Origin of the sequence: Paenibacillus sp. FSL H8-0315, assembly GCF_038005365.1 — a bacterium.
In the GTDB taxonomy this organism is placed as follows: Bacteria; Bacillota; Bacilli; order Paenibacillales; family Paenibacillaceae; genus Paenibacillus_AQ; species Paenibacillus_AQ odorifer.
In genome coordinates this window covers 569,512-592,172 of the sequence record NZ_JBBOTA010000001.1, presented here as the reverse complement: position 1 = coordinate 592,172, position 22,661 = coordinate 569,512, and the positions used below count along the sequence as shown (strand labels likewise).

Annotated in this window: 21 protein-coding genes; 16 read left to right on the top strand and 5 right to left on the bottom strand. The window is 43.2% G+C overall.

Features of this window, described 5'->3' with window-relative positions; genetic code table 11:
• Positions 1-31: 31 nt before the first annotated feature.
• Entirely contained in the window at positions 32-1,456 is a 1,425-nt protein-coding gene (gene aspA, locus MHB56_RS02400; RefSeq protein WP_036689072.1) for an aspartate ammonia-lyase, read from the top strand.
• Positions 1,457-1,604: 148 nt separating this feature from the next.
• Here aspA and MHB56_RS02395 read toward each other — a convergent pair whose 3' ends face one another.
• Entirely contained in the window at positions 1,605-2,147 is a 543-nt protein-coding gene (locus MHB56_RS02395; RefSeq protein ID WP_076182537.1) for a MerR family transcriptional regulator, read from the bottom strand.
• Between the two features lie 213 nt (positions 2,148-2,360).
• On the opposite strand from MHB56_RS02395, the gene MHB56_RS02390 reads away from it, so the two are divergent.
• From MHB56_RS02390 to ybaK, 5 genes are all read left to right on the top strand, one after another.
• Complete coding sequence (locus tag MHB56_RS02390; RefSeq protein WP_076217828.1) at positions 2,361-2,981, top strand: bifunctional transcriptional activator/DNA repair enzyme AdaA; 621 nt, start codon at positions 2,361-2,363, stop codon at positions 2,979-2,981.
• The gene (locus MHB56_RS02385; protein WP_076301596.1) at positions 2,971-3,504 is read left to right on the top strand and encodes a methylated-DNA--[protein]-cysteine S-methyltransferase; all 534 of its coding nucleotides are present in this window, start codon (positions 2,971-2,973) and stop codon (positions 3,502-3,504) included. The genes MHB56_RS02390 and MHB56_RS02385 overlap by 11 nt, the downstream gene beginning before the upstream one ends.
• The gene (locus tag MHB56_RS02380) at positions 3,501-4,319 is read left to right on the top strand and encodes an SPL family radical SAM protein (protein ID WP_076301595.1); all 819 of its coding nucleotides are present in this window, start codon (positions 3,501-3,503) and stop codon (positions 4,317-4,319) included. The genes MHB56_RS02385 and MHB56_RS02380 overlap by 4 nt, the downstream gene beginning before the upstream one ends.
• An 85-nt stretch (positions 4,320-4,404) precedes the next feature.
• Entirely contained in the window at positions 4,405-4,656 is a 252-nt protein-coding gene (locus tag MHB56_RS02375) for a YolD-like family protein (RefSeq protein WP_036688306.1), read from the top strand.
• 100 nt (positions 4,657-4,756) lie between these two features.
• Positions 4,757-5,230, top strand: coding sequence for a Cys-tRNA(Pro) deacylase (gene ybaK, locus MHB56_RS02370; RefSeq protein ID WP_341143226.1), 474 nt, complete (start codon positions 4,757-4,759; stop codon positions 5,228-5,230).
• Here the strand turns inward: ybaK and MHB56_RS02365 are convergent.
• From MHB56_RS02365 to MHB56_RS02355, 3 genes are all read right to left on the bottom strand, one after another.
• The gene (locus tag MHB56_RS02365) at positions 5,219-5,971 is read right to left on the bottom strand and encodes a YdcF family protein (protein WP_341143225.1); all 753 of its coding nucleotides are present in this window, start codon (positions 5,969-5,971) and stop codon (positions 5,219-5,221) included. The two genes, ybaK and MHB56_RS02365, sit on opposite strands and share 12 nt — an antisense overlap.
• Positions 5,972-6,032: 61 nt before the next feature.
• Positions 6,033-7,268 (bottom strand): MFS transporter, encoded by a 1,236-nt coding sequence (locus MHB56_RS02360; protein WP_076280102.1) that lies wholly within the window; start codon positions 7,266-7,268, stop codon positions 6,033-6,035.
• Positions 7,269-7,424: 156 nt separating this feature from the next.
• Positions 7,425-7,907, bottom strand: a complete 483-nt coding sequence (locus MHB56_RS02355; RefSeq protein ID WP_076182515.1) for a MarR family transcriptional regulator — start codon at positions 7,905-7,907, stop codon at positions 7,425-7,427.
• Positions 7,908-8,186: 279 nt separating this feature from the next.
• On the opposite strand from MHB56_RS02355, the gene MHB56_RS02350 reads away from it, so the two are divergent.
• The 5 genes from MHB56_RS02350 (at position 8,187) to MHB56_RS02330 (ending at position 15,014) form a co-directional block, all read left to right on the top strand.
• Positions 8,187-9,788, top strand: a complete 1,602-nt coding sequence (locus MHB56_RS02350; protein ID WP_340033244.1) for a response regulator — start codon at positions 8,187-8,189, stop codon at positions 9,786-9,788.
• A 32-nt stretch (positions 9,789-9,820) separates the two neighbouring features.
• Positions 9,821-11,602, top strand: a complete 1,782-nt coding sequence (locus MHB56_RS02345; protein WP_076182507.1) for a cache domain-containing sensor histidine kinase — start codon at positions 9,821-9,823, stop codon at positions 11,600-11,602.
• 202 nt (positions 11,603-11,804) lie between these two features.
• Positions 11,805-13,154, top strand: coding sequence for an ABC transporter substrate-binding protein (locus MHB56_RS02340; protein ID WP_076190970.1), 1,350 nt, complete (start codon positions 11,805-11,807; stop codon positions 13,152-13,154).
• Between the two features lie 83 nt (positions 13,155-13,237).
• Positions 13,238-14,176 (top strand): carbohydrate ABC transporter permease, encoded by a 939-nt coding sequence (locus MHB56_RS02335; protein WP_076129834.1) that lies wholly within the window; start codon positions 13,238-13,240, stop codon positions 14,174-14,176.
• A 1-nt stretch (position 14,177) separates the two neighbouring features.
• Complete coding sequence (locus MHB56_RS02330) at positions 14,178-15,014, top strand: carbohydrate ABC transporter permease (protein WP_170914270.1); 837 nt, start codon at positions 14,178-14,180, stop codon at positions 15,012-15,014.
• A 78-nt stretch (positions 15,015-15,092) separates the two neighbouring features.
• Here the strand turns inward: MHB56_RS02330 and MHB56_RS02325 are convergent, their stop codons facing one another.
• Positions 15,093-16,007 (bottom strand): helix-turn-helix transcriptional regulator, encoded by a 915-nt coding sequence (locus MHB56_RS02325; RefSeq protein WP_341143224.1) that lies wholly within the window; start codon positions 16,005-16,007, stop codon positions 15,093-15,095.
• 173 nt (positions 16,008-16,180) lie between these two features.
• Here MHB56_RS02325 and MHB56_RS02320 point away from each other — a divergent pair, with 173 nt between their 5' ends.
• The 5 genes from MHB56_RS02320 (at position 16,181) to MHB56_RS02300 (ending at position 22,545) form a co-directional block, all read left to right on the top strand.
• Entirely contained in the window at positions 16,181-18,292 is a 2,112-nt protein-coding gene (locus tag MHB56_RS02320; protein ID WP_340033242.1) for a glycoside hydrolase family 52 protein, read from the top strand.
• Between the two features lie 229 nt (positions 18,293-18,521).
• Positions 18,522-19,559 (top strand): ROK family transcriptional regulator, encoded by a 1,038-nt coding sequence (locus tag MHB56_RS02315; protein ID WP_111504493.1) that lies wholly within the window; start codon positions 18,522-18,524, stop codon positions 19,557-19,559.
• A gap of 10 nt (positions 19,560-19,569) precedes the next feature.
• The gene (locus MHB56_RS02310; protein ID WP_076129845.1) at positions 19,570-20,772 is read left to right on the top strand and encodes an MFS transporter; all 1,203 of its coding nucleotides are present in this window, start codon (positions 19,570-19,572) and stop codon (positions 20,770-20,772) included.
• Positions 20,773-20,836: 64 nt separating this feature from the next.
• On the top strand, positions 20,837-21,928 hold the full coding sequence (locus tag MHB56_RS02305) for a glycosyltransferase (RefSeq protein WP_341143223.1): 1,092 nt from the start codon (positions 20,837-20,839) through the stop codon (positions 21,926-21,928).
• Positions 21,928-22,545, top strand: a complete 618-nt coding sequence (locus tag MHB56_RS02300; RefSeq protein ID WP_076190989.1) for a glycerol-3-phosphate acyltransferase — start codon at positions 21,928-21,930, stop codon at positions 22,543-22,545. Before MHB56_RS02305 ends, MHB56_RS02300 begins: the two co-directional genes overlap by 1 nt.
• The last annotated feature ends 116 nt before the right edge of the window (positions 22,546-22,661 follow it).

The following is a 22,661-nucleotide window of genomic DNA, read 5'->3' as shown; positions in this document are numbered from 1 at the left end:
CCTAATCATAATGAATGCGAGGGATATAACAGTGATTGAAACTGAATTTCGTGTAGAAAATGACTTTCTAGGCAGTAAACAGGTAGATAAGAACGCTTATTATGGGATTCAGACACTACGCGCAGTCGAGAACTTTCCTATTACGGGCTATCGGGTTCACAAAGAGTTAATCAAAGCGATGGGAATTGTAAAAAAAGCCGCTGCGCTTGCAAATATGGAAGTTGGCCGTCTCTATCGAGGGCTTGGAGAAGTTGTAGTGAAAGCAGCAGAAGAAATCATCGAGGGTCAGTGGCATGAGCAATTTATTGTAGATCCTATTCAGGGTGGTGCGGGTACCTCGTTAAATATGAATGCGAATGAGGTTATTGCTAACCGTGCCTTAGAACTGCTTGGCCATGAAAAGGGAGACTATCGTCACTTAAGTCCCAATTCACATGTAAATATGGCGCAGTCTACAAATGATGCGTTTCCGACGGCAATTCATATTGCCACACTTTCACTGCTGGAGCAGCTACTTGTAACGATGCACAGAATGCATGATGTGTTTGCGGTAAAAGCGGATGAATTCGATCCTGTGATAAAAATGGGCCGGACACATCTTCAAGATGCAGTGCCGATTCGTCTGGGTCAAGAATTCGAGGCTTATCGCAGAGTGCTTGAAAGAGATATCAAACGTATTGAGCATACACGCCATCATTTGTATGAAGTCAATATGGGAGCAACAGCAGTGGGTACAGGATTAAATGCTGATCCTCGTTATATTGAATTGGTGGTAGAGCACTTAGCTGAGATCAGTGAATTGCCGCTCGTAACGGCAGATCATCTCGTCGATGCCACCCAAAATACGGATGCCTATACAGAAGTGTCTGCTGCTCTAAAAGTGTGCATGATGAACATGTCCAAGATCGCTAATGATCTGCGGTTGATGGCCTCCGGTCCGCGGACTGGGTTTAATGAGATTTCATTGCCTGCACGCCAGCCTGGATCTTCAATTATGCCGGGCAAAGTTAATCCGGTTATGGCAGAGGTCATTAATCAGGTGGCTTTTCAAGTTATAGGGAACGATCATACGATCTGTCTGGCTTCCCAAGCGGGTCAACTGGAGCTGAATGTTATGGAGCCAGTGCTTGTGTTCAATCTTATTCAGTCCATCAGCATCATGAACAATTCCTTCCAAGTCTTCACAGACTTCTGTCTGGCTGGGATTGAAGCCAATAAGGAGAAGCTTGAGCGGGATGTGGAGCGGAGTGTCGGAATCATTACGGCTGTGAACCCGCATCTGGGGTATGAAGTGGTATCGCGGATCGCTAGAGAGGCGATTTTGACTGGGGAATCTGTACGGGAATTGTGCATTAAATATAATGTGCTGACCGAAGAAGAGCTTAATCTGATTCTGGACCCATACGAAATGACACACCCGGGAATTGCAGGAGCAGCTTTATTGCATAAAGAGTAGGATGTTCCGGAGGATCGAGCTTTTTGCTTGGAAAAAGAAAACCCCCGCCACCGTTTAGGGTGACAGGGGGAGAGCTTAAATATGTTTTTAATTTATATGAATCTACTTCGCGATTGTCTGAAGTAGGTTCTTTTTTTACATTTCAGGCTTAAAAGAAAAATAAAGAACGTAACAGGCCGCGTTTTCTTGGCGGAGCCGTTAGTCTGGTAGTGGCAGTGGACTGGGAATTTTCATAAGAGGTGAGCGGTTTGCCGTTAGACACTTGCAACGGTTCTATTGATGCCGCGATTTGCTTGATCATTATTCGTAGGTCCTCAAGCTCCTCACGCTGCTGGAGCAGTTGGATTAATACTACTTCATCGGCTTTTTGATCGAGTGCACGTTCAACATTGTTGATGCGAGACAAGATATCCTTCATAGGCTCAGCATCTGTGTGCTGTAGTGGATTTTCCTGTTGTGATGTGGAAATTTGCTGCTCATTCGTGAGTGTGAGTTGTATACATTCCAAGGCCTCTCCGTGATTAATACGGTCTTTAATATGATTGAGCAGGTCGATTTGCTGCTCCGAGAAAACATAATGGCCAAATCGGTCTTTTGGAAAAAAATCAGGGAACATGGCAGCCCAACGTTTAATTGTGGTTAGACTAACTGACAGCAGCTCTGCGGCATCTTTTGTTTTTAGAATATCCATTTCGATTCCTCCAGTTCACGTAGTCATGTTATGAGTAATATTCGTTGTCCAGCAGCGGCTCCCTGCACGGTTGACAAAGGTAGTGCGTATTCGCTAAACAAAGTGTAATTACGAGCAATCTCACCCTTTTGGATTTCACTATCTTGCTTTTCCATTCCAAATTGAGTACAGATGAGCCTGCTCAGGGGTATAATTGCATTAGAGGTGAAGGCGATGAACAGGATTGAAGATGAGGAACAAATGACTGAGGAGCAATGGCAGGCTATTTTGCAAAACGATGTTGCTTATAACGACATATTTTTTTATGCGGTGAAGACTACAGGAATTTTTTGTCGACCCTCCTGCAAATCCAAAGCACCCAATCGGGAGAATGCGTGTGTTTTTCAGAATGCTGAACAAGCGCTGGCAGCCGGATTTCGTCCTTGCAAAAGATGTAAACCGACAGGTGAGCGTCTTCCTGATAAGGAATGGGTAGCTGTGATGACGGAGTACATTGATCATAATTATATGGCCCCCCTCACCCTTGAAACGTTAGCTGAGGTATGTCATGGCAGTCCTTATCATTTACATCGAACCTTTAAGAAAGTAACAGGAATCACTCCTGTGGATTATATACAGCAAAAGAGAATCGCTAAGGCATCTGAGTATTTGCTTACTACAGAGCAGGCAGTTGCTGAGATTGCATTGCGCGTGGGTCTGCCCAATACATCGTATTTTATTACTTTATATAAGAAAAAAACAGGGTATACGCCCACACAGTTTCGTCAGCTTAACAAACAGAAAGTAACGTTGGCTTCTGATTTTAATTTGGAGGGACCGAATCATGGAGAATAAAAAAAATGCTATTCTATACTGGACATTATTAACCGATAAGGATTGGAGTTTTTATATTGCAGCCACTGAGAAGGGGTTAAGTTATGTGGGTTCGCAGCAGCAACCCTTTGAGGAATTAAGCGAATGGGTTAGACGTCGTTTTCCGGGGAGTGAACTGGTGCAGAACGATGAGAAGATGGCGCCTTATTTGAGGGAGCTTAGTGAATATTTGCAAGGGAACCGGCAGAGCTTCGGCATTCCTTTTGATTATCAGGGAACTCCTTTTCAGCTTGCGGTATGGAAGGCGTTATGTGAAATTCCATATGGGCAAACCTGGTCCTATTCAGATATTGCTACACATATTCAAAAACCAGCTGCGGTACGCGCGGTAGGGACTGCCATTGGCGCGAATCCGATTCTGATTACGGTGCCCTGCCACCGGGTTATTGGAAAGAATGGGACATTAACAGGATACCGGGGTGGTTTGGATATGAAGACCAAGCTACTTCAGTTGGAGAGAGGAGAGTATACAGCAGATATATGAAAATAGAGTCCAATTACACCTCCCCAAAAACCTTGCTGAATAAAGGAACAGGTTATCTGTCAGGCTACAGTCATTCCTTAAATCCATATACGGGCTGCACTTATGGCTGTTCCTATTGTTATGTACGTCAGATGCCTGTCTCGCTGTTCCGCAAAGAGGAGTGGGGGACGTGGGTAGATGTTAAACAAGAAGCGGCTGCAATTTTACAAAAAGAACTGCACAAAGCGAAGGCGAAAGGTCCCGTCTCTATTTTTATGTCGTCAAGCACAGATCCCTATCAACCGGTAGAGCACAAGGAAGAGGTGACGAGATCTTTACTGGAGGTTATGGTTCAAGATCCGCCCGATTTCCTATTCGTGCAGACGCGTAGTCCGCTGGTTCGCAGAGATATAGATTTATTATTACGTTTAGAGGATAAGGTTCGTGTAAGTATAACTGTAGAAACAGACCGAGAAGATATTCGCCAAAAATTCACACCAAGCGCTCCTCCCATTGCTGCAAGACTGAAGACGTTACAGCTTTTACGTGAAGCTGGCATCCCCATTCAAGCTACTATAGCGCCAGTACTGCCAAGCAGTCCAACTTTTCCAGCAACCTTAAGGGCTTTGGTGGATAGAGTCTGTGTGGATGACTATTTTATGGGCGACGGCAGCGGCGGCAAACGCACACGGAGATTAGGGATTTATTCCCTATATGAAGAGCTGCAACTGGAAGATTGGTATGATCCTGCAGCATATCGCAGAGTGTATGAAGGACTTCAGCAAGTTTTTTCCGAAGAGGAGCTATTCTTGAGCCAGAAGGGGTTCGAGCCTTAATCTGAAACATGGTATAATAAATGAGAGCATTCATACTTAGTATTTAATATACTTAATATCCGTAATAGCTTATTGGAGGATTAGTGTGGCAAAAGCAAAGGTGGCCAAGCGGCCCACAAGAGATGAATTTGTGCTTGAGGAGTTAGGTAATCAGTTAGTTGAAGCTAAGCAAGAAGGTTCTGAGATTTTATTGACCGTATGGGGAAAAGAAGAAGAGGTACGCGGCATGATCGTGGAAATGGATTCGCGAACCGGGAAAGTACACCTCAGTAACCATGAAGAAATCATAAAAGTTCCTTTTATGGATATCATGCAGGTTAATTATCCCAGAGATTAATGGGCACGGCAGCAACAGGAGGTCCTGAAAGCTATCATAGCTTTGGGGCCTCTTTGATCATAAAGGTAAGGAATAGAGGATATAGAAAGGGAGGTCAACAATGCAAGTAACCAAAACCAACGCGATGCGAATGCTGGATGCCAAAAAAATCGGCTATGAAGTGTTCGCCTATGACAATGAAGATGGACTAATCCATGGCACGGCTGTGGCTGAGAAGATTGGAAAGGCGGCAGAGACGGTTTTTAAAACGTTGGTCGCTCATAGCGGTGCAAATCTTTATGTATTTGTTATCCCAGTTGCCGAAGAGCTGGATCTCAAAAAGGCGGCCAAAGCCGCCGGAGAGAAAAAAATTGAGATGCTGCCAGTGAAGGATCTGCAGAAATGGACAGGGTATATCCGCGGTGGTTGTTCACCTGTTGGAATGAAAAAGCTGTACCCCACGTTCATTGACAGCAACGCAGAAGGGCTGGAAACGATGGCTGTCAGCGCTGGGAAGATTGGCCAGCAAATGGATGTAGCCCCACAGTTACTCGCTGAGGTTGTACATGCGAAATTTACAGAACTAATCAAATAGCCGAGCAGCAAGCTGGCCTAAATATTCCTTCAATGCTAACCCTGTTGTGGAGATCGCTCCTGGGGATGGACTGAACTTGGCGGGCTGCAGTGCAATATCAGCGCTGGCGATATAATCCGTAGGATAGGCTTGCGCTGTTAGCCCTGCATTCTTAAAGTGCAACATCGCTCGGGACATATGAAAACCTGAAGTAACTAGTATAGGTTTTATAAGTCCGGTTTGTTGCAGGATGGCTGCGGTATTTACAGCGTTTTGCTCCGTGTTGAGGGATTGATTTTCGATCAGGATGTCCTCTTCGGGTATGCCGAGACCCAGTAGTTGTCTTTGCGCGATATCCGCTTCATTACCACTGTCGGAGAATACTTGTCCGCCAGAAAATAAGATTGGCAGACCTGTCTGCCGATGGAGGCGAACAGCAGTAAGCAGGCGATTTGCCGCTGATCCGTATAAATTGCCCTCGCCGTCTATATCCGGTGTGCCAGAGCTGGCGCCCCCGCCGAGTACGACGATGACATCTCCTTGCAAAGTTTCCGGCTGCGGATATTTCCGTTCTAGACTGCCGATCAGCGCATCGCTGACTAAGGGTGTCATGGAGAAATACATTAATAGTGTAACCCCGAGTAGAACTAGTGCTGGCCGGCGGTTTTTTTTCCATAACCAAATGACTAAACCTAGCAGAAGCACGATAAACAGGCCGGGAGGAAGCACTAAGCTGTATACAAATTTGATGATGTAAATCAACAGTATCAACCGCCTTCTAAAAATATAAGTTCAGGTTGTATTGTAACATGAGATTGCAAGATTACATATTTACATGCGCATCCTTATACAAAACGGATATTGCCGCAGCTATCAGGATCATCCCCATAAAAGCGGGTGCAGCATGGCCAAGTGATACATATATTTGCCCTCCAATGACAGGCCCGATCATTCTTGCTAAAGCCTGAATAGATTGGCTACCTCCTTGAATCCTCCCTTGTTCACTAGAATCGACAGACTTGGAAAGCATCCCATTGAATGAAGGCCCAAAGATCGAATCCCCAAAACCAAATATAAACATTCCAGCGATAAAAAGCGGATAGTATGAGAACAAAGCAGATAGTGCAATAAGGCTGTAGCCTATAATCTCCGAAACCATTCCAAGAATTGCGATCTGTTTATCCCTAAATTTCAGCAAAAGCTTAGGCATGATGAAACCCTGTGAAATGATGTCTTGGAAGCCCATAATTGAAAACATCAGTCCGATTAGTGCAGGCTTCCAGCTGAAAGTATCCATTGTGAATTGTGAAAAAACAGCCTGTAAAGATCCGTTGGGTATCCAGAGTAAGAATGCTGAGACCAGTAGCCTTTTTAAGTTTTTTATGGACAATATGCTTGCAAGCTGTGTAAATGGATTCAGTCTTACCAAGGTAATTTCTTTTAGTCTATTGTTCTTGTCAAGGCTCTCAGGCATAAAAAAGAATCCGTAAACAACATTTAATAAGGTTATTATTGCTCCGAAATACATAGGTACAGAATAACCAAACTTGGCAAGTAAACCGCCTAGCGTTGGACCAATGACGGTGCCTACACCAACAACCGCACTCACCCAGCCAAAGTATTTGGTTCTCTGTTCTGGTGGAATGATGTCAGCAAAATAGGCGAAGATAGTACCTATGCTTCCGCCGGTTATACCTTCTATTAAACGTCCAACAAAGAGAACCCATAACGCTCCTCCTATCCCAAAAACTAAGTATCCAATCGCGGAACCCAAAAGGCATACCAAAAGTAATGGACGACGCCCATATTTGTCACTCAAAGCTCCAAGTGCAGGGGCTGCAAAAAATACGCAGACTGCATAAACAGAGGTTAGCAGCGTGACAACTATTGCCTGTTCTCCCGGATTGCTTATATAAGGCTGCACTAAAAATGGGACAACGGGCATGATGATACTGAAGCCTATTCCGCACAGAAACACAGAGATCAAACCGAAGATTAGAGCGTGTTTATCTACGGTTTGCTCTGTGTTCTGTTCATTATGTGATCTGAATTTGAACATTAAATTCTCTCCTCAAAAGTTGATGTTTTGATTCCTTGGAAACAAATCTGGTACATCACCATTTTTATCACTGTTTTGTTTCCGTGTCAACAAAATAATGACCATAAAAATGCAGCCTTTCTCATAAGAGCCCGGCTGCATGGAGTTTCATTTTCATTATTCGAATTTATTCGGATTAAAATCTATACCCTGTTTCTTTATTTCTGCATCCAAATGCCTACTATACTTTTCTACGAAGCTAAGCATACTGTCAAATTGCTCCTCAGTTACCTGCTCAAATACGGCTTTATCCCGCTCTTGGAACTCTTTGTGCAGGTCCTCATGGATTTTATAAATTACTTTCCCTTGCTCAGTAAGCCTAAAATAGATTTCTTTTTTGTTATCCGATTTTTGGTAGCTTTCGATGAGGCCCTTTTGGATGAGCTTCTTAGTTAATTTACTTATGGCACCGCGAGTCATATAAAAGGACTCTGCAAGTTTTGTGACGTTGGAATCTGCATTTTTTTCAATGTATTCGATGCAATGCACTTCAGAAGGTTTATAACCCTTAAGACTGTCTTCCATCTTATCCTTATTAAGCCAAACCATCTTGTTATATACGTCCCTGAAACCCATCATGACCTGATCTTCTTTGTTCATGGCCTGTCCTCCCAGCGCTCTTACATTAACAAATTATATTGATTTTTTGTTTCTATTTCAACAATATTAAAGTTGAGGATAGTTTGTTTTATTGAACTTTAGATAAAAATAACAGGTGAGTAGTAACAAGCGTAGATATAATATTCTTAAGAAACTGCGGTTTCTTCTTAAGAAAGTTCATCCGCTTGAAGCTGCACCAAAGATTGTTTGTCTGTTATCATAAGATTAAGATGATTGGACAGCTGTGGGATGATTTCTCTAAGGTAGGAGGACTGCATAATGAAGAGTATTCGGGTACTGCTCGCAGATGATGAACCGGTGATTTTGCGAGGCCTAAAAAAACTGATTTCATGGGAGAAGCTTGGACTCACCATTGTAGGAGAGGCCAGTGATGGAATTGAGCTGAAACAACAGATCGAGGATTGTGATCCTGATCTGATTATTAGTGATATAAGTATGCCAGGATATACAGGGATTGATATCATCCGCGAAATTCATGAAGCTGGCAGAGCGGTGAAGGTTATTTTTATAAGCGCTTATCAGGAGTTTACGTATGCCCGTCAAGCACTGCAATATGGTGCGCTGGATTATTTGGTGAAGCCCGTGAACAAAAATCAGCTGGAACAGGTTGTGAGCAAAGCCGTCTCCCTTATTCGTCAAGAAACAGAAGGCGAGCGCAACAAAGAGAAGCTGAACCATTATGAACAGAGAAACCGCAGATTAACGATCGAAGAATTGCTCGACAAGCTGACGGACGGCAATAAGGGAACAGCAGACACCTTGCTTGATATGGGGATTATTGCGCTAAGTCGCTACGTCAGTATTTGTTTGGTAGAGACGGACGAGTCGTCGGGGCAGCCTTCCAGATGGGAAGAACGCGAACGTAAGCTAATTGATTTTGCACTGTCTAACATTATTAAAGAAACCGTGGAGCAAAGCGATAATAGCTATATGTTCCGTAAAGGGGAACGTTTTTGTATCCTGCTCCAGCATGAATATGCTGAGGAACCAGCGAGAATTGCCTTAGACCTCCATGACAAAATTACAAGTTTTCTGAAATTAAAGGTGACTCTTGGGGTAGGCAATCCTGTTGACGGTATGGATGATGCTGATGAATCTTATCGCCAAGCTTTGAAAGCGCTAAATTATAAATATTTTACAGGGCCTAATCGTGTGATTCCTGTTAAAGAGAGCAGGTATGAGAGTGAAACATTGATTCAAGCTCCGCTGCATGAAATCCAGTCCGCCCTTGGGATTGCCATGAAATTACAACACAAAGAACAAATTGAGCAAGAGTGCCTGCGATTATTTCAGACGATCCGGCAGACGGCAGGCGGGAATAGAAACCAAGCCGTTTCTACCGTATACAATACATTCTTGCAGCTTGAACAGGAGCTTATTCAATTCGGTGTGGAGGCAGGTCCATCACTTCAGGATACAAATCCGATTCTTGAACGATTGGCTAATTATTCTACCTTCCAAGAGGTGGAGGAAGATTTTCGTGTGCTTTTGAGCAAAATGTCCGGGCAAATTGGCAGTCGCATGGGCAGTAAGGAACTGAAGCAGCTATCCCAGGTGAAGGCTTATATTGAGGAGCATTATCCAGAAAATATTACACTGGAATCTATGGCAGGGATGATGTTTATGAATTCCTATTATTTCAGCAGCTTTTTCAAAAAACATACCGGACAGAACTTTAAGAATTATGTCACTGAGGTGAGGATGAATCATGCCCTTCGTTTATTGCTGCAAAGCGATATGATGGTTTATGAGATTGCCGATAGTGTAGGCTACAACAATGCCCGGCATTTTAGCGATATGTTTAAGAAGAAATATGGCAAGCTGCCACAAGAATATAAGCAATCCTTCAAAAGCCAATAGTCAGATGGATAGCAAAGGGGATGCCTTCATTCATGTTTATCTGGGGCCGAAGATCCAAAAGTATATTTGTTAAATTCTCCGCTTCCTTTTTATTAGTCGGCCTAATTCCGCTTTTTGCACTTAGCTACATTTCTGTGCAGACGTTTTCCGGATATGTCGAGCGTTACACAACAAGCAATTTGCAGCAAATGGTGCTATATATGAGCTATAACCTGAATTCAGCCTTTAATCAGTACAATGAGGTCTCTAAGCTGATGTATACGGGACGATATGAAGGTTTTATCGAGAGTTATTCGCAGAATCAAACCTATAATGTAAATGAGCTGGAGCAGATCAATACGATTCCTATTGAAACCTTTCTAAAAACAGTTCTCTACAGTGATTCCTACATAACCAGTGTTTATTTTCATAGGGAGTCAGACGATAAGCTCTACTATCAGGAAAAAGAAAACAGAGGGGTCAATTTTGATTTGCTGCCTTATCAAGAGTGGTTAACTAAAATGGCTCCAAATCCTTCACAAGTGGCAATTTTCCCTACCCATTCCGAAGAATATTATACAGGTTCAAAGCGCAGTGTGTTCACCATCGGCCGTACTTTAATTGATATTTCCGGGCGTGTCACCAAAGATCCCAAGATAGTTGGGACCTTGTTTATGGATGTGGATGTTTCGTTATTTAATCAGTTCTTCAGAGAATTAAATCTGGGGGGACAGGATGAATTATTTCTGCTGGATGGCGACGGAAATGTATATTTCACGAATGAGACAAGGTCAGCGAATGGAGAGGCTTTTCGGGCTAAAAAGGACGAGGAGATGATCGTTCTCAGTGAAGAGATTCCTTTTCTTAAAGGCACGGTGACTGCCAGAATTCATCGAGCAAATTTATTCGATCAGCTTTTTTCAGCCCGTACGACGGTGTTTATAGCGATGTTTATTTGTGCGATTGCAATGATCATCATGGGCGTCTGGTTCTCTAGGCGGCTGGCTGCTCCGATTCGGAACTTAATTAAGCAAATGGCTATCGTAGAATCCGGTAATTTGGATACCCAGATGGTCGTGAACAGCAATGATGAAATGGGTAGACTTAGCCATGGTTTTAACCGAATGGTCGAGCGTTTACAAGCCTATATCGATGAAGCTTACGTTGCCCAGATCAAGCAGAAGCAAACGGAGTTAAATGCTCTGAAGAGTCAGATTCGTCCGCATTATTTATACAACACCCTGGAAGTCATTCGAATGAATGCGGTGGATAAAGATAATGATGAGGTCGCAGATATGATTTTATCACTCTCTAACCAGTTGAAATATGTAATCGACTATGGAGAGGACAGGGTAAGCATACGACAGGAGCTGGAGCATCTACGGGATTATTTCTATATTATCTCTGTGCGGTATGAGAATAAATTTGAGCTTGTAGTCGATCTCTCACCCGAAGTGGATCTGAACTGGTACATTCTGAAATTGTCACTTCAGCCGATAGTTGAAAATGCTATCCAGCATGGCTTACGCAGTCAAGGCAGAGGGACAGTTGGATTGACGATCGAAAAGAAAGATGAAATGCTGTTGGTTACGATCTATGATGATGGAATCGGTATGAGCAAGGAAAAGGTACAGCAGTTGGCTGAAACCTTGGAAGAGCCTAGTTCGCCTAGCAAAAATGTTGGACTAAAAAATGTACATGAACGAATTCGTACAGTGTACGGTGCAGAATACGGGGTATCTATCAGCAGCCGTGAGCATATTGGGACATCAATTCTATTGTTGCTTCCGATTGTAGAGGATCCGTATAAAATCTCGGATTCGGAGAATGCGTAAAGGATAGACGATGAACGGAAGACTGCGGTCTTTCGTTCTTTTTTTACTTATTCTTAAATTCACTGCATATCCCGCTTAAAAAAGTTCATTCTAACTATTTATAAGGAATGCTATTCTATTAGCAACGGAAACGCTTTCGAGAGATGATGCGCACATCTTGCTTCAGTTTCCACGGTTCACTAAAAGGGGAGGCTATTATGATATGTACAAAAAAACAATGATGAAACTATCCGTATTGTTACTTGCCACAACAACAGTTTTGACTGCTTGCGGTGGAAATAATAATAATGCAGGAAGTAAGGCAACTAATACGCCAGCATCCGAGACGCCTTCAAATACACCGCAAGAGACCAAAAAAGAGGTTAGCTTTACGATAGGTTACGCCTCCGGAGATCCGGCCACCAAAAAAGCTATCTCAGATACGGTCAAAAAGTTTACTGCAGCTAATCCAAATGTCACTATTAAAGATTTGAGCGAAACTTCATCCGCTGCCTATCTTGACTGGCTGAAAACCAAGGATGCTGTGGGTGAATTCCCGGACCTGGTGGAAATGCGGGATACAGAAGTTTTTGCCGATGCGGGTAAGATTGTAGAGCTGCCTTCCGATCTGCTAGATTTGTTCGAAGCCCCTCCACAAGTGGATGGTAAGGTGTGGAACGCACCGCTGCAAGTGAACGCTCCTCAAGGGATTATCTACAGCAAAAAAGCATATGCGGATGCAGGGATCACCGAGCTTCCAAAAACCTATGACGAATTCATCGCCATCCAAGAAAAATTGAAAACATCGGGCATTACTCCGATTGTAGTAGGCGGAAAAGATATTTTCCATATGGGCTTTTGGGTTAACAAATTCCTGATTGATGAGGTCTACTCGAAAGATGCAGATTGGAACTCCAAACGTACCGCTAAAACGGTCAGCTTCACTGATGCTAATGTAGTTCAAGGCATAACGGACTTCAAAGAATTGTTCAAGAATTATGTCGATAAAGGTTGGCTCAGCACGGGCGACAATCAGACCGCTTCGATTCTTGTTTCTGGCAAAGCAGCACAATTGTACTCCGGTACGTGGATGTTTACACAAATCGCTGAAGCAGACCCGAACTTTGAATTTGGCTTCTATGCTCTTCCTGACCGTGAAGGGAAAATCAATGTCATAGGTCTTCCGTCACCTGCAGGCTGGTCTTTATCGGCTGAAGCCGCTAAGGATGCAGACAAAACAGAAGCCATCAAAGACTTTATCCGTTTCTTCTTCGCCCCAGAACAGTATTCGAACTATTTAGCAACGATAAATGCGATTCCTTCAACAAAAGAGAAAGTAACCTATGACACAAGTGAACAAATGCAGGTGGCTTTGGATCTTATTGCTGACCCGAATGTAGTGAAATCGTTGGCGATCAATAACTGGTGGGGAGACAATCTAATCCCTCCACAATTCCGTAACTGGTACTACAAGCTGTTGCAGGATCTCGTGGTAAAAGATGGAGATGTAGCGAAGTACATGAAAGATGCGGATACAGAGTATGACAACCAAGTGAAAGCTAATCAGATGTAAGAGCAGCGCCTGATCGAGCAACCTCTGCTGCTGCAGAGGTTCTCTTTTTAACAAGCGCGGTCTTTAAGGGAGGGAGAGTAGCCATGGCTACATCCGCAGTAAATGCTGACAAGTCATTGATAGGCACTGTGCAGCACAAAAAGAAAAAGAAAAAATGGCAGTCCTACGCTCTGCTGTTCATATTACCATCATTTATTTTGTACACCTTGTTCGTTATCGTCCCTACGGTAGGCAGTGTCTATTTAAGCTTCACCTCATGGGATGGCATTAGCGACAACGTAAGGTATATCGGCTTCGCTAACTTTGTGGAAATTTGGAATAGTCCAAGGGTGCATAACGCACTGAAAAATACGATGATCATGACCATTTCACTTGTTGTTCTAGAGAATATTGCAGCAATTGCAATGGCTATGATGGTCGATAAGGTACGCTGGTTCCGGAATTTATTCAGAAGTGTATTTTATTTCCCTACGTTGCTTAGTGGAATCGTAATGGGTTTCGTCTGGGCGATGATCCTGAATTACAACTTTGGTGTATTTAATCAGATTCTAGAGTCTGTTGGGCTTGGAACCTGGATTGTGGATTGGTTGGGCAATCCTAAGTATGCGATGCTGTCGATTATTTTGTCTACCGTTTGGAAAGGCGCGGGGTATTATATGATCATTTATCTCGCTGGATTGCAAGGTATTCCGCAGGAATTGAATGAGGCGGCCAGTATTGATGGAGCAGGGGGCTGGCAACAGTTCCGGCATATTACCTTTCCGCTGCTTGCGGGGTCAATGACTGTATGTATGGTATTATCGATGATCAGCGCCTTGAAGATTTTTGATCAGATTGCCGTCATGACTGATGGTGGTCCGGGCTTTGAGACGGAGACATTAACTTATATTATTTATAAGGTTGGGTTTGGTGAATTAAGACAAGGTTTTGGTACTGCTCTGGCGATGGTCTTGTTCTTAATCATACTTATCATTACAGTCTTCCAAGTGAAGGTTCTCCAGAAGCGGGAGGTGCAGCTCTAAGATGACGATGCAGACACGCAAAAGAGTTGGGCAAATCGCACTTTTCATTGTTACATTATTAGTGGCTATTATCTTTTTCTTTCCTATTTTCTTTAATTTAATGTCAGCCTTCAAGAGTAATGCAGAGATTATGAAGGATGCCATTGCTTTTCCGAAAACCCTTTATCTGGACAGCTTTAAATATCTGTTAACCGAAACAGAGTTTCCACGGGCTATTCTGAATAGTCTGATTTTGACAGCAGTTTCTATTGCGGCACAGGTCTTAATTATTCCGATGGCGGGCTACGCAATTGAACGCAGAAATGCCAGATGGACTCGGTTCATGTTCGTTTACTTTTTAGCAGGAATGATGATCCCTTTTCAGGCGTATATGATTCCTCTGTTTAAAGAGCTTAGAATGCTGGGGTTATACGGCAGCCTTGCCGGTCCAATTCTAATTTATGTAGCCGGTGCGGTGGGCTTTGGGTGCCTGCTGTATACAAGCTTTGTCAAAGGCATTCCTAGAGAAATTGAAGAAGCGGCAGAGATCGACGGATGTTCTCGTTATGCGATATTCTGGAAAATTGTTTTCCCGCTGCTAGGACCCGTCACAGCCAGTATGGTGGTCTTAAACGGACTTGGAATCTGGAATGATTTCCTGATGCCGATGCTGGTATTGCCTTCAGGACAGGCTAAAACTATGGTCGTGGAAATTTACCGTTATATCGGAGAATTCTCCTCACGTTGGGATATGATTTTTGCAGGAACAGCAATGTCAGTTGTGCCTGTGCTGATTGTGTTTATCGCCTTGCAGAAGTATTTTGTTAAGGGGATTGCGTCTGGTGCAACGAAGGGTTAATTCATAAAAAGGGATATATCCTGTAACCACTTAGTGGGCTGCGGGGTACATCCCTTTTTTTTGTATGCGAAACAATTACTAAAGCGTATTTGGATTCGCGGTTAAACGGCGGTAGCCCATTGGCGGGAGACCTGTCCAGCGTTTGAATTGCTTGCTGAAATGGGACACATCCCGGTATCCTAGCCGGTGGGCAACCGATTCGACAGATAGACTATTATCCATTAGCAGCAGTTTGGCGTGACGAATGATCAAGCGGGATAAATATTGTCTTGGCGACATGCCATAAATTTGGTGGAAAACACGATTGCAGTGAGTTGTACTGTATCCGAGTTTTGCCGCAATGTGCTCAATACCGCCGCCTCTTTCGCCTGTGCTTGCAGCAGAGGAGACAGATGCTTGCAGCAATCCTTCGATGGCGTTAGCTAAGGCGACGGTATTTTCCGTAGCTTTTGTATCTGCCAGGAGGGGCATCTCCGAAAGTACCCAGCCGCTGAGCGCGGTTAGAAGTTGCAGCGAAGCATGCAATGTAATCAGGCGATTTCTGTGTGTGTCCTTTGACTCTGACAGGATGGAAGAATTTATAATGACATCTAGAGCGGAACGAATGGCTCGCAGCTCCGGGGTATTCCCACTTAGACTAACAGCGTCTGCTGTTAGTAAAGCTCGCCGTAAAATCAGATCATCAATATCAAAATGCAGGCAGTAATAAGTCATGTCACGACTAGCATTCGAACCGAGGCTGCTATGTTCTACACCGGGACGAATGAACAAAATATCACCGCTTTGCTGGATAAAAGATTTATTGCCGACCGTCATATGTTGCTCACCCTGCAGTACAACGTTAATCTCAAACATAGGATGAGTGTGTACGGGATATTGCCAATCCGGATTTACTTTTCTCCAATGCGCGGCGAAGATATGGAAAGCCGCTTGGATGTCTGGAGACATCTGGCCATCAATAGAATTATGAAAAGCGGGATCATTCGAGATCATTTCAATCCTCTTTTACTGTAAAGTTTGGCTTCATTATAACATAGGTTTTTATCGATGTTTGATTTGCCCAAATAAAAGAAGGCTTTAACCCTGTTGTACTTCCGGAAAGATCGATAACATGGAGATATAGCCCGGAGGTATCCGGGACCATGCTGGAAGGAGTGTTATTATTTATGGCGCATAATCAATTTTTTAATGCCCATCATTCACCGATTGGTGCATTTGCGAGTTTCACTTTAGGATTCAAAGGAGCTAGTGGAGGTTTCGATCTGGAGATTGGAAAACCACCTAGACAAAATATATTCATAGGATTAGAACGTGCTGACGGGAAGGGATATGATACACTGCCATTTCATGAAATCGGGGGGGAGGACGAAAGCAAACGTTATGATATTGAGAATCCGGATCCTAATCCTGATAAGGAGAATATTCTGTTCCCTTTTCAAGAGAATGAGATTTCCAGAGATTTTCATGTAGCCACAGACAGCTGGAGTGCGGGTGATTTGACCTTCCGGATTCTGTCCCCCGTTCGTTCTGTACCGGATCCAGAAACTGCCTCTATAGAAGAAATGAAGGATGTGCTGCTGCCTGCAGTGCTGGTTGAACTCGAAGTGGACAACTCCTCATCCGCCACCTCGCGCCGTGCATTCTTTGGTTTTCAGGGAACAGATGTGTATAGCGGAATGAGAAGACTGGATGATGTATCATCGGAGATTACAGGCGTTGGCCAAGGAAGATTTATTGCGATTGCTGCGGAAAAAGGAACTGCAAAGTCCGCACTGCATTTCACGATGGAGGATATTCTAACGGAGGAGCTGCAGGAGAATTGGACCTTTGGACTGGGACGAGTCGGCGCTTTGATCATGGATGTTCCAGCCGGAGTAAAAGAAACTTACCGCTTTGCTATTTGTTTTCACCGTTCAGGTTATGTCACCTCAGGAATTGATGCTTCTTATTACTACAATCATTATTTCAACAATATAGAGGCAGTGGCTGAATATGCATTAGCTAGATTTGATATCCTTAAGCAAGAAGCGGAGCAAGCTAACGATAGATTTACTCATGATGACCTATCCGCAGATCAAACCTTTATGTTAGCGCATGCGATTCGTAGTTATTATGGCTCCACGCAATTGCTGGACTACAAGAATAAGCCATTTTGGATCGTTAACGAAGGCGAATACCGGATGATGAATACCTTTGATCTTACCGTCGATCAGTTATTTTATGAGCTGCGTTTGAATCCTTGGACTGTACGTAATGAACTAGATATGTTCGTGGAAAGATTCAGCTACGAAGATACGGTGCGTTTCCCGGGTGAGGATACAGAGTATCCAGGTGGAATTAGCTTCACACATGATATGGGTGTAGCCAACGTAGTTTCACGTCCGGGGTATTCTGCTTATGAGGTCTATGGCATTGATGGTTGTTTCTCACATATGACACATGAACAATTGGTTAACTGGGTGCTGAGTGCAGCAACTTATGTAGAGCATACAGGCGACCGCGGCTGGATGGAACGTAATCTGAGTATTATGGAGAAATGCCTGGATAGCATGGTAAATCGCGATCATCCAGATCCTGAACAAAGAAATGGTGTCATGGGGCTTGATAGCTCACGTACGATGGGCGGAGCCGAAATTACTACGTATGACAGTCTGGATGTGTCTTTAGGTCAGGCTCGTAACAATATTTATCTGGCAGGAAAATGCTGGGCTGCTTACTTGGCTATGGAGAAAATATTTGCAGAGCATGGGCGTGCGGAACAGTCCAAAACAGCAGGGGATCAGGCTGAAAAATGCGCCGCAACAATGGTGGCAAGTGTTACAGCAGACGGGTATATTCCGGCTGTCATTGGAGAAGGCAATGACTCCAAGATCATTCCGGCTATCGAAGGCCTTGTCTTCCCTTACTTTACAGGCTGCAAAGAAGCTCTTGATCGTAATGGACGGTTCGCCGCCTATATTGGCGCACTCGACAAGCATCTGCATGCGGTGTTACAGCCGGGAGTATGCTTATTCGAAGACGGAGGCTGGAAAATCTCTTCAACCAGCAATAATAGCTGGCTCAGTAAAATCTATCTCTCCCAATTCATCGCCCGCAGCATTCTGGGACTGGAATGGGAGGAACGGGGAGCGGCAGCGGATCGTGCTCACGTAGCTTGGCTTACCCATCCGGAGCTTTCCATCTGGAGCTGGAGCGATCAGATTATTTCCGGTGAGATCACGGGCAGTAAATATTATCCGCGTGGCGTTACAGCGATTTTGTGGTTGGATGAGAAATAAGAATAGATAGTTTCAATAAGTAGAAACGGAATATGCATAAATACTAAGAGGGGGCTACCCCTCTTTTTTGCTGTGTCTACGCCCCCTCCTTGATTCAATCTACCCTCTACTGAAGGGTCTTCATTCAAGAATTAACTTGTCGATAGATCTAATTGCTGCTATAGTCATACTGACTTATTAAACGCGTTTAATAAGTCAGTATGACTATAGGTGAGAGGGTGGGAGAGCCATGGCGAGTGAGAAACGACTTCCTTCACAGCAAATGAAATCTGAAATTATCCGAAATATTCGAACAGCATTATTAGAACTAGGAAAAGCAACGAAGGCAGAGTTAAGCCATAAATTGCAATACAGTTTCCCAACGATAAGTAAATTTCTAATGCAGATGGAAGAGGCAGGGGAAATAACGGTCAGCGGTCTGGATGAGTCAAGTGGGGGAAGAAGGGCAATAAGATACACCTATAATCCGAATTATCGGTTAGGGATGGCTATTTTTTTGGAAAAAAATGAAACCAATTATACCATCTATAATTGCATTGGGGAGGTAATCAAAGAAGGGAGTTTGCCCAGTATTCTTGAGGAAGATGTTAGTAAACTGGTCATGCTTATTGAAAATGAAAAAAAGGCCAATCCTAAAATCCATTCTGTGGCTATTGGAGTTCCAGGTGCGGTGAATCATGGGCAGATTTTTCTGATTCCGGGTTATGAGAAATATCAGAATTTAGATTTGAAAAGACACATAGAAGATCAACTATCTATTCCGACAATCGTGGAAAATGATATGAATGCCGCTGTAATCGGCTATATGACGCAACGAAATTTGAAAGAGAATATATCTCTAATGTATCTGTATTTAGGGAAAAATGGTCCGGGGGCTGGGATCGCGGTCAATGGTGAAATCGTGCGAGGAAAGACGTTTTTTTCAGGAGAAGTTCAATTTTTGCCACAGTATGATCATAAAAATTTCATAGAGGCATTAACTGGAGATCCTGGTGGATCAAATATGCAATCGAATCATAGTGTGGATGCGATTAGTCGATTAGTGGCTACTATGACTTCTATTTTGAATCCGCATTATATTATTTTTTGTGAGGATGAATTAGCTCCAGCCATGCTTAATCAAATCTATGAACGGAGTGCAACATACGTTCCGAAGGAGCATCTTCCAGCGTTAGCGGTAAGTAACTTGAAACGTGATTATCTGAATGGATTACAAAGTCTTGGATTAGGCTTATTAGTTTCACAACAAATAGATGAGAACAATTAAGGAGATAACTATGGCAACTTTTTTTCTTATTATTATTTATTTAGCATTTATTAGTTTAGGCTTGCCGGATTCATTGCTTGGCTCCGCTTGGCCAGTGATGAGAATGGACTTAAATGCTTCATTAGGTACTGCTGGAATTCTTTCGATGGTTATTGCAGTAGGGACAATTGTGTCCAGTTTAATGAGTGGTGTTATCCTTAAACGTTTTGGTACAGGGAAAGTAACTCTTATTAGCTGTATCATGACTGCTGTAGCGTTGCTTGGTTTTGCAGGGTCACCTTCGTTAGTCTGGTTAATTATTGCCGCAATTCCACTTGGTTTAGGTGCGGGATCTGTAGATGCCGGATTAAATAGTTATGTGGCTACGCATTATAAAGCCCATCATATGAGTTGGTTACACTGTTTCTGGGGAGTGGGCGCCACGCTGGGTCCTATTATTATGGGCTCTTTTATCTCTGGAGAAGGTCTATGGCGGCAAGGTTATCTTACGGTTGCTTACATACAATTGAGCTTAGTCATTATTTTATTCGTTACACTGCCTTTATGGGATAGAGTGGCTGGGAGCAATAACCACCCGAATGCTGAAAGTGATCCTGAGTTCAATCATCCGGAGCTAGAGCATGCCGCAGAGAACACAAAACCATGGAAATTAAGAGGGGTAAAGCTAGCAATGTTAACCTTTTTATTTTATTCTGCCATCGAAACGAGTATGGGCTTATGGGGGAGCAGCTTTCTTGTAAACATTAAAGACATTCCTGCATCAACTGCAGCGACATGGGTATCATTTTTTTATCTAGGGATTACCTTTGGTAGAATGGTGACGGGTTTCATTACTTTTAAAATGAGTAATAAACAGCTAATTCGATATGGCCAGCTCATTGCTTTAATCGGTACGGTGCTGTTAGTATTGCCGCTTCCAACTATAGTTTCACTTGTAGGATTTATGATTATAGGTTTAGGGTTAGCCCCTATTTTTCCGTGTATGCTACATGAAACCCCTGTACGATTCGGGAAGAAACATGCTCAGTCGATTATGGGCTTTCAGATGGCAACAGCTTATACCGGCACCACGCTGATGCCGCCTTTTATCGGCTTATTAGCTTCGAAATTCACGCTGGGTATTTTTCCTGCAATGATCGTTTTTTTCGCCATCGTTATGCTCTTGTGTACAGAAAAGCTTAATCAATACTCAGCAAAAGTAAATGTCGGTTAAATTTGAATTGAATATATTACGGACTAACCCTTCATATATATAGCTATAGGAGGGGGAGCTGTAAATGTGGTTGTTAATTATTATAGGTGTTGGATGTCTCTCCGGTTTTATATTGTTTAGAAAGAATATATTGGCTGCCGATCACGAACATTTTCAAGGACCGGAGAAATTGTCCATCATCATCCCCGCAAGAAATGAAGAATACAATTTGCGTTTTCTGCTCGACTCACTCCAGCTCCAAACCATTACCCCCTATGAAATTATTGTTGTGGATGATTTCTCGGAGGATCGGACCAAGGAAATTGCCGAAAGCTATGGAGTTAAGGTTATTGCCAACAGCAGTCTCCCTGAGGGATGGACGGGCAAGAGCTGGGCAGTCTGGAATGGATATTTACAAGCCTCGGGCGATATTTTTGCTTTCTTGGATGCAGATATCCGGTTAAAGCCTAACGCTCTGGCCTCATTATTAAAAGCAAGGGAGCTATCGAAAGGTGTCATTTCGGTAGTTCCTTTTCATCATACAGAAAAGCTGTTTGAGAAACTTGCCTTAATCATGAATATGCTGGGGATCTTCACATTCACCTCTGTTTTTGAAAAGAATAACGCTAAAAAAGGATTATACGGTTCGTGTATTCTAGCTTTAAGGCAGGATTATGAAAAAGTTAATGGCCATCAAAGCATTAGATCTGAAGTGCTGGATGATTTGTCTTTAGGAGAGAAGTTTATCGCTGCAGGTGTTCCCATTAGAAATTTTATCGGTTATGGCTTAGTATCTTTTCGTATGTATCCGAAGGGGATAAAAAGTGAGATTGAAGGCTTCAGTAAAGGGGCTGTCTTAAGCACCTCAACGATAAGCCCGCGGACAATTATTCCAATCGCGCTTTGGGTGATCGGACTCATCATCTCAGAAACTGTGTTTATTTTTGCGAATACTACATGGTTTATGCCTTTATTGATCGGTTATCTCCTTTATATGTTCCAGCTCTTTTATTTTATAAAATATGTAGGTGTATTTGGCATCGTTATTCCTGTATTTCACGTGGTGGCAACTGTTTTCTTTATCTTGATCATGCTGTATTCGATTTATCAGGTTGTTTTTCTGAGGCATGTAAGCTGGAAAGGAAGGCATATTCAGGTGGGAGGCCCTAGGGACTAATGATCATATTGTGGGTCGCGGGTTTATTTTTGTCGGGATCTCTTATGTTTTCCTATTGGCTTGGTCTTGCGCGTAAAAAGAACTTGAAAGACATTGGCGACGGTAATCCGGGGGCTTTGAATCTATGGAAGTCATCTGGCTATAAATTCGGAATTTTTGGGGTGTTGTTGGATTTTTTAAAAGGATATTTGCCTCTTTTATGGGTAATGGAAAGTCATTATAGTCAGGGTTATTTCATTATTCCGCTAGCCTTAGCTCCTATTGCCGGTCATGCCTTCTCTCCATTTCTTAAAGGAAAAGGAGGGAAGGCGATCGCCGTAACCTTTGGGGTATGGAGCGCGTTGACAGGATTCAAGGCCTCTTTAGCATTAGCAGTTATCCTGGCAGTGTTGAAAGTGCTCGGCAGCGGGTACAAAAGCAGAGGGAATTCACCTGTCTCGGATGGTGTGCAAGTGGTTAGCGGAATGCTGCTCCTTTTTGTTTATTTGTGCATCAGTAAGTGGTCTGCTCCTATCCTGTGGGTATGGTTTGGGAGCTTTGTGATCCTTATGTATACGCACAGGTTAGAATGGATTGCATGGGTGAAGGAATATTCAAAAAGGGAGCGGGGGCATTGAAGTTACTTTCTTTGTCGCGATAGATGTTTTGTATAGGTTAATAAACAGGTTTCCAGCGATTAATTTCGGGGAAGCCTGTTTTTTTCGGTTTTATAAGATGCGTTATCTTTAAACAG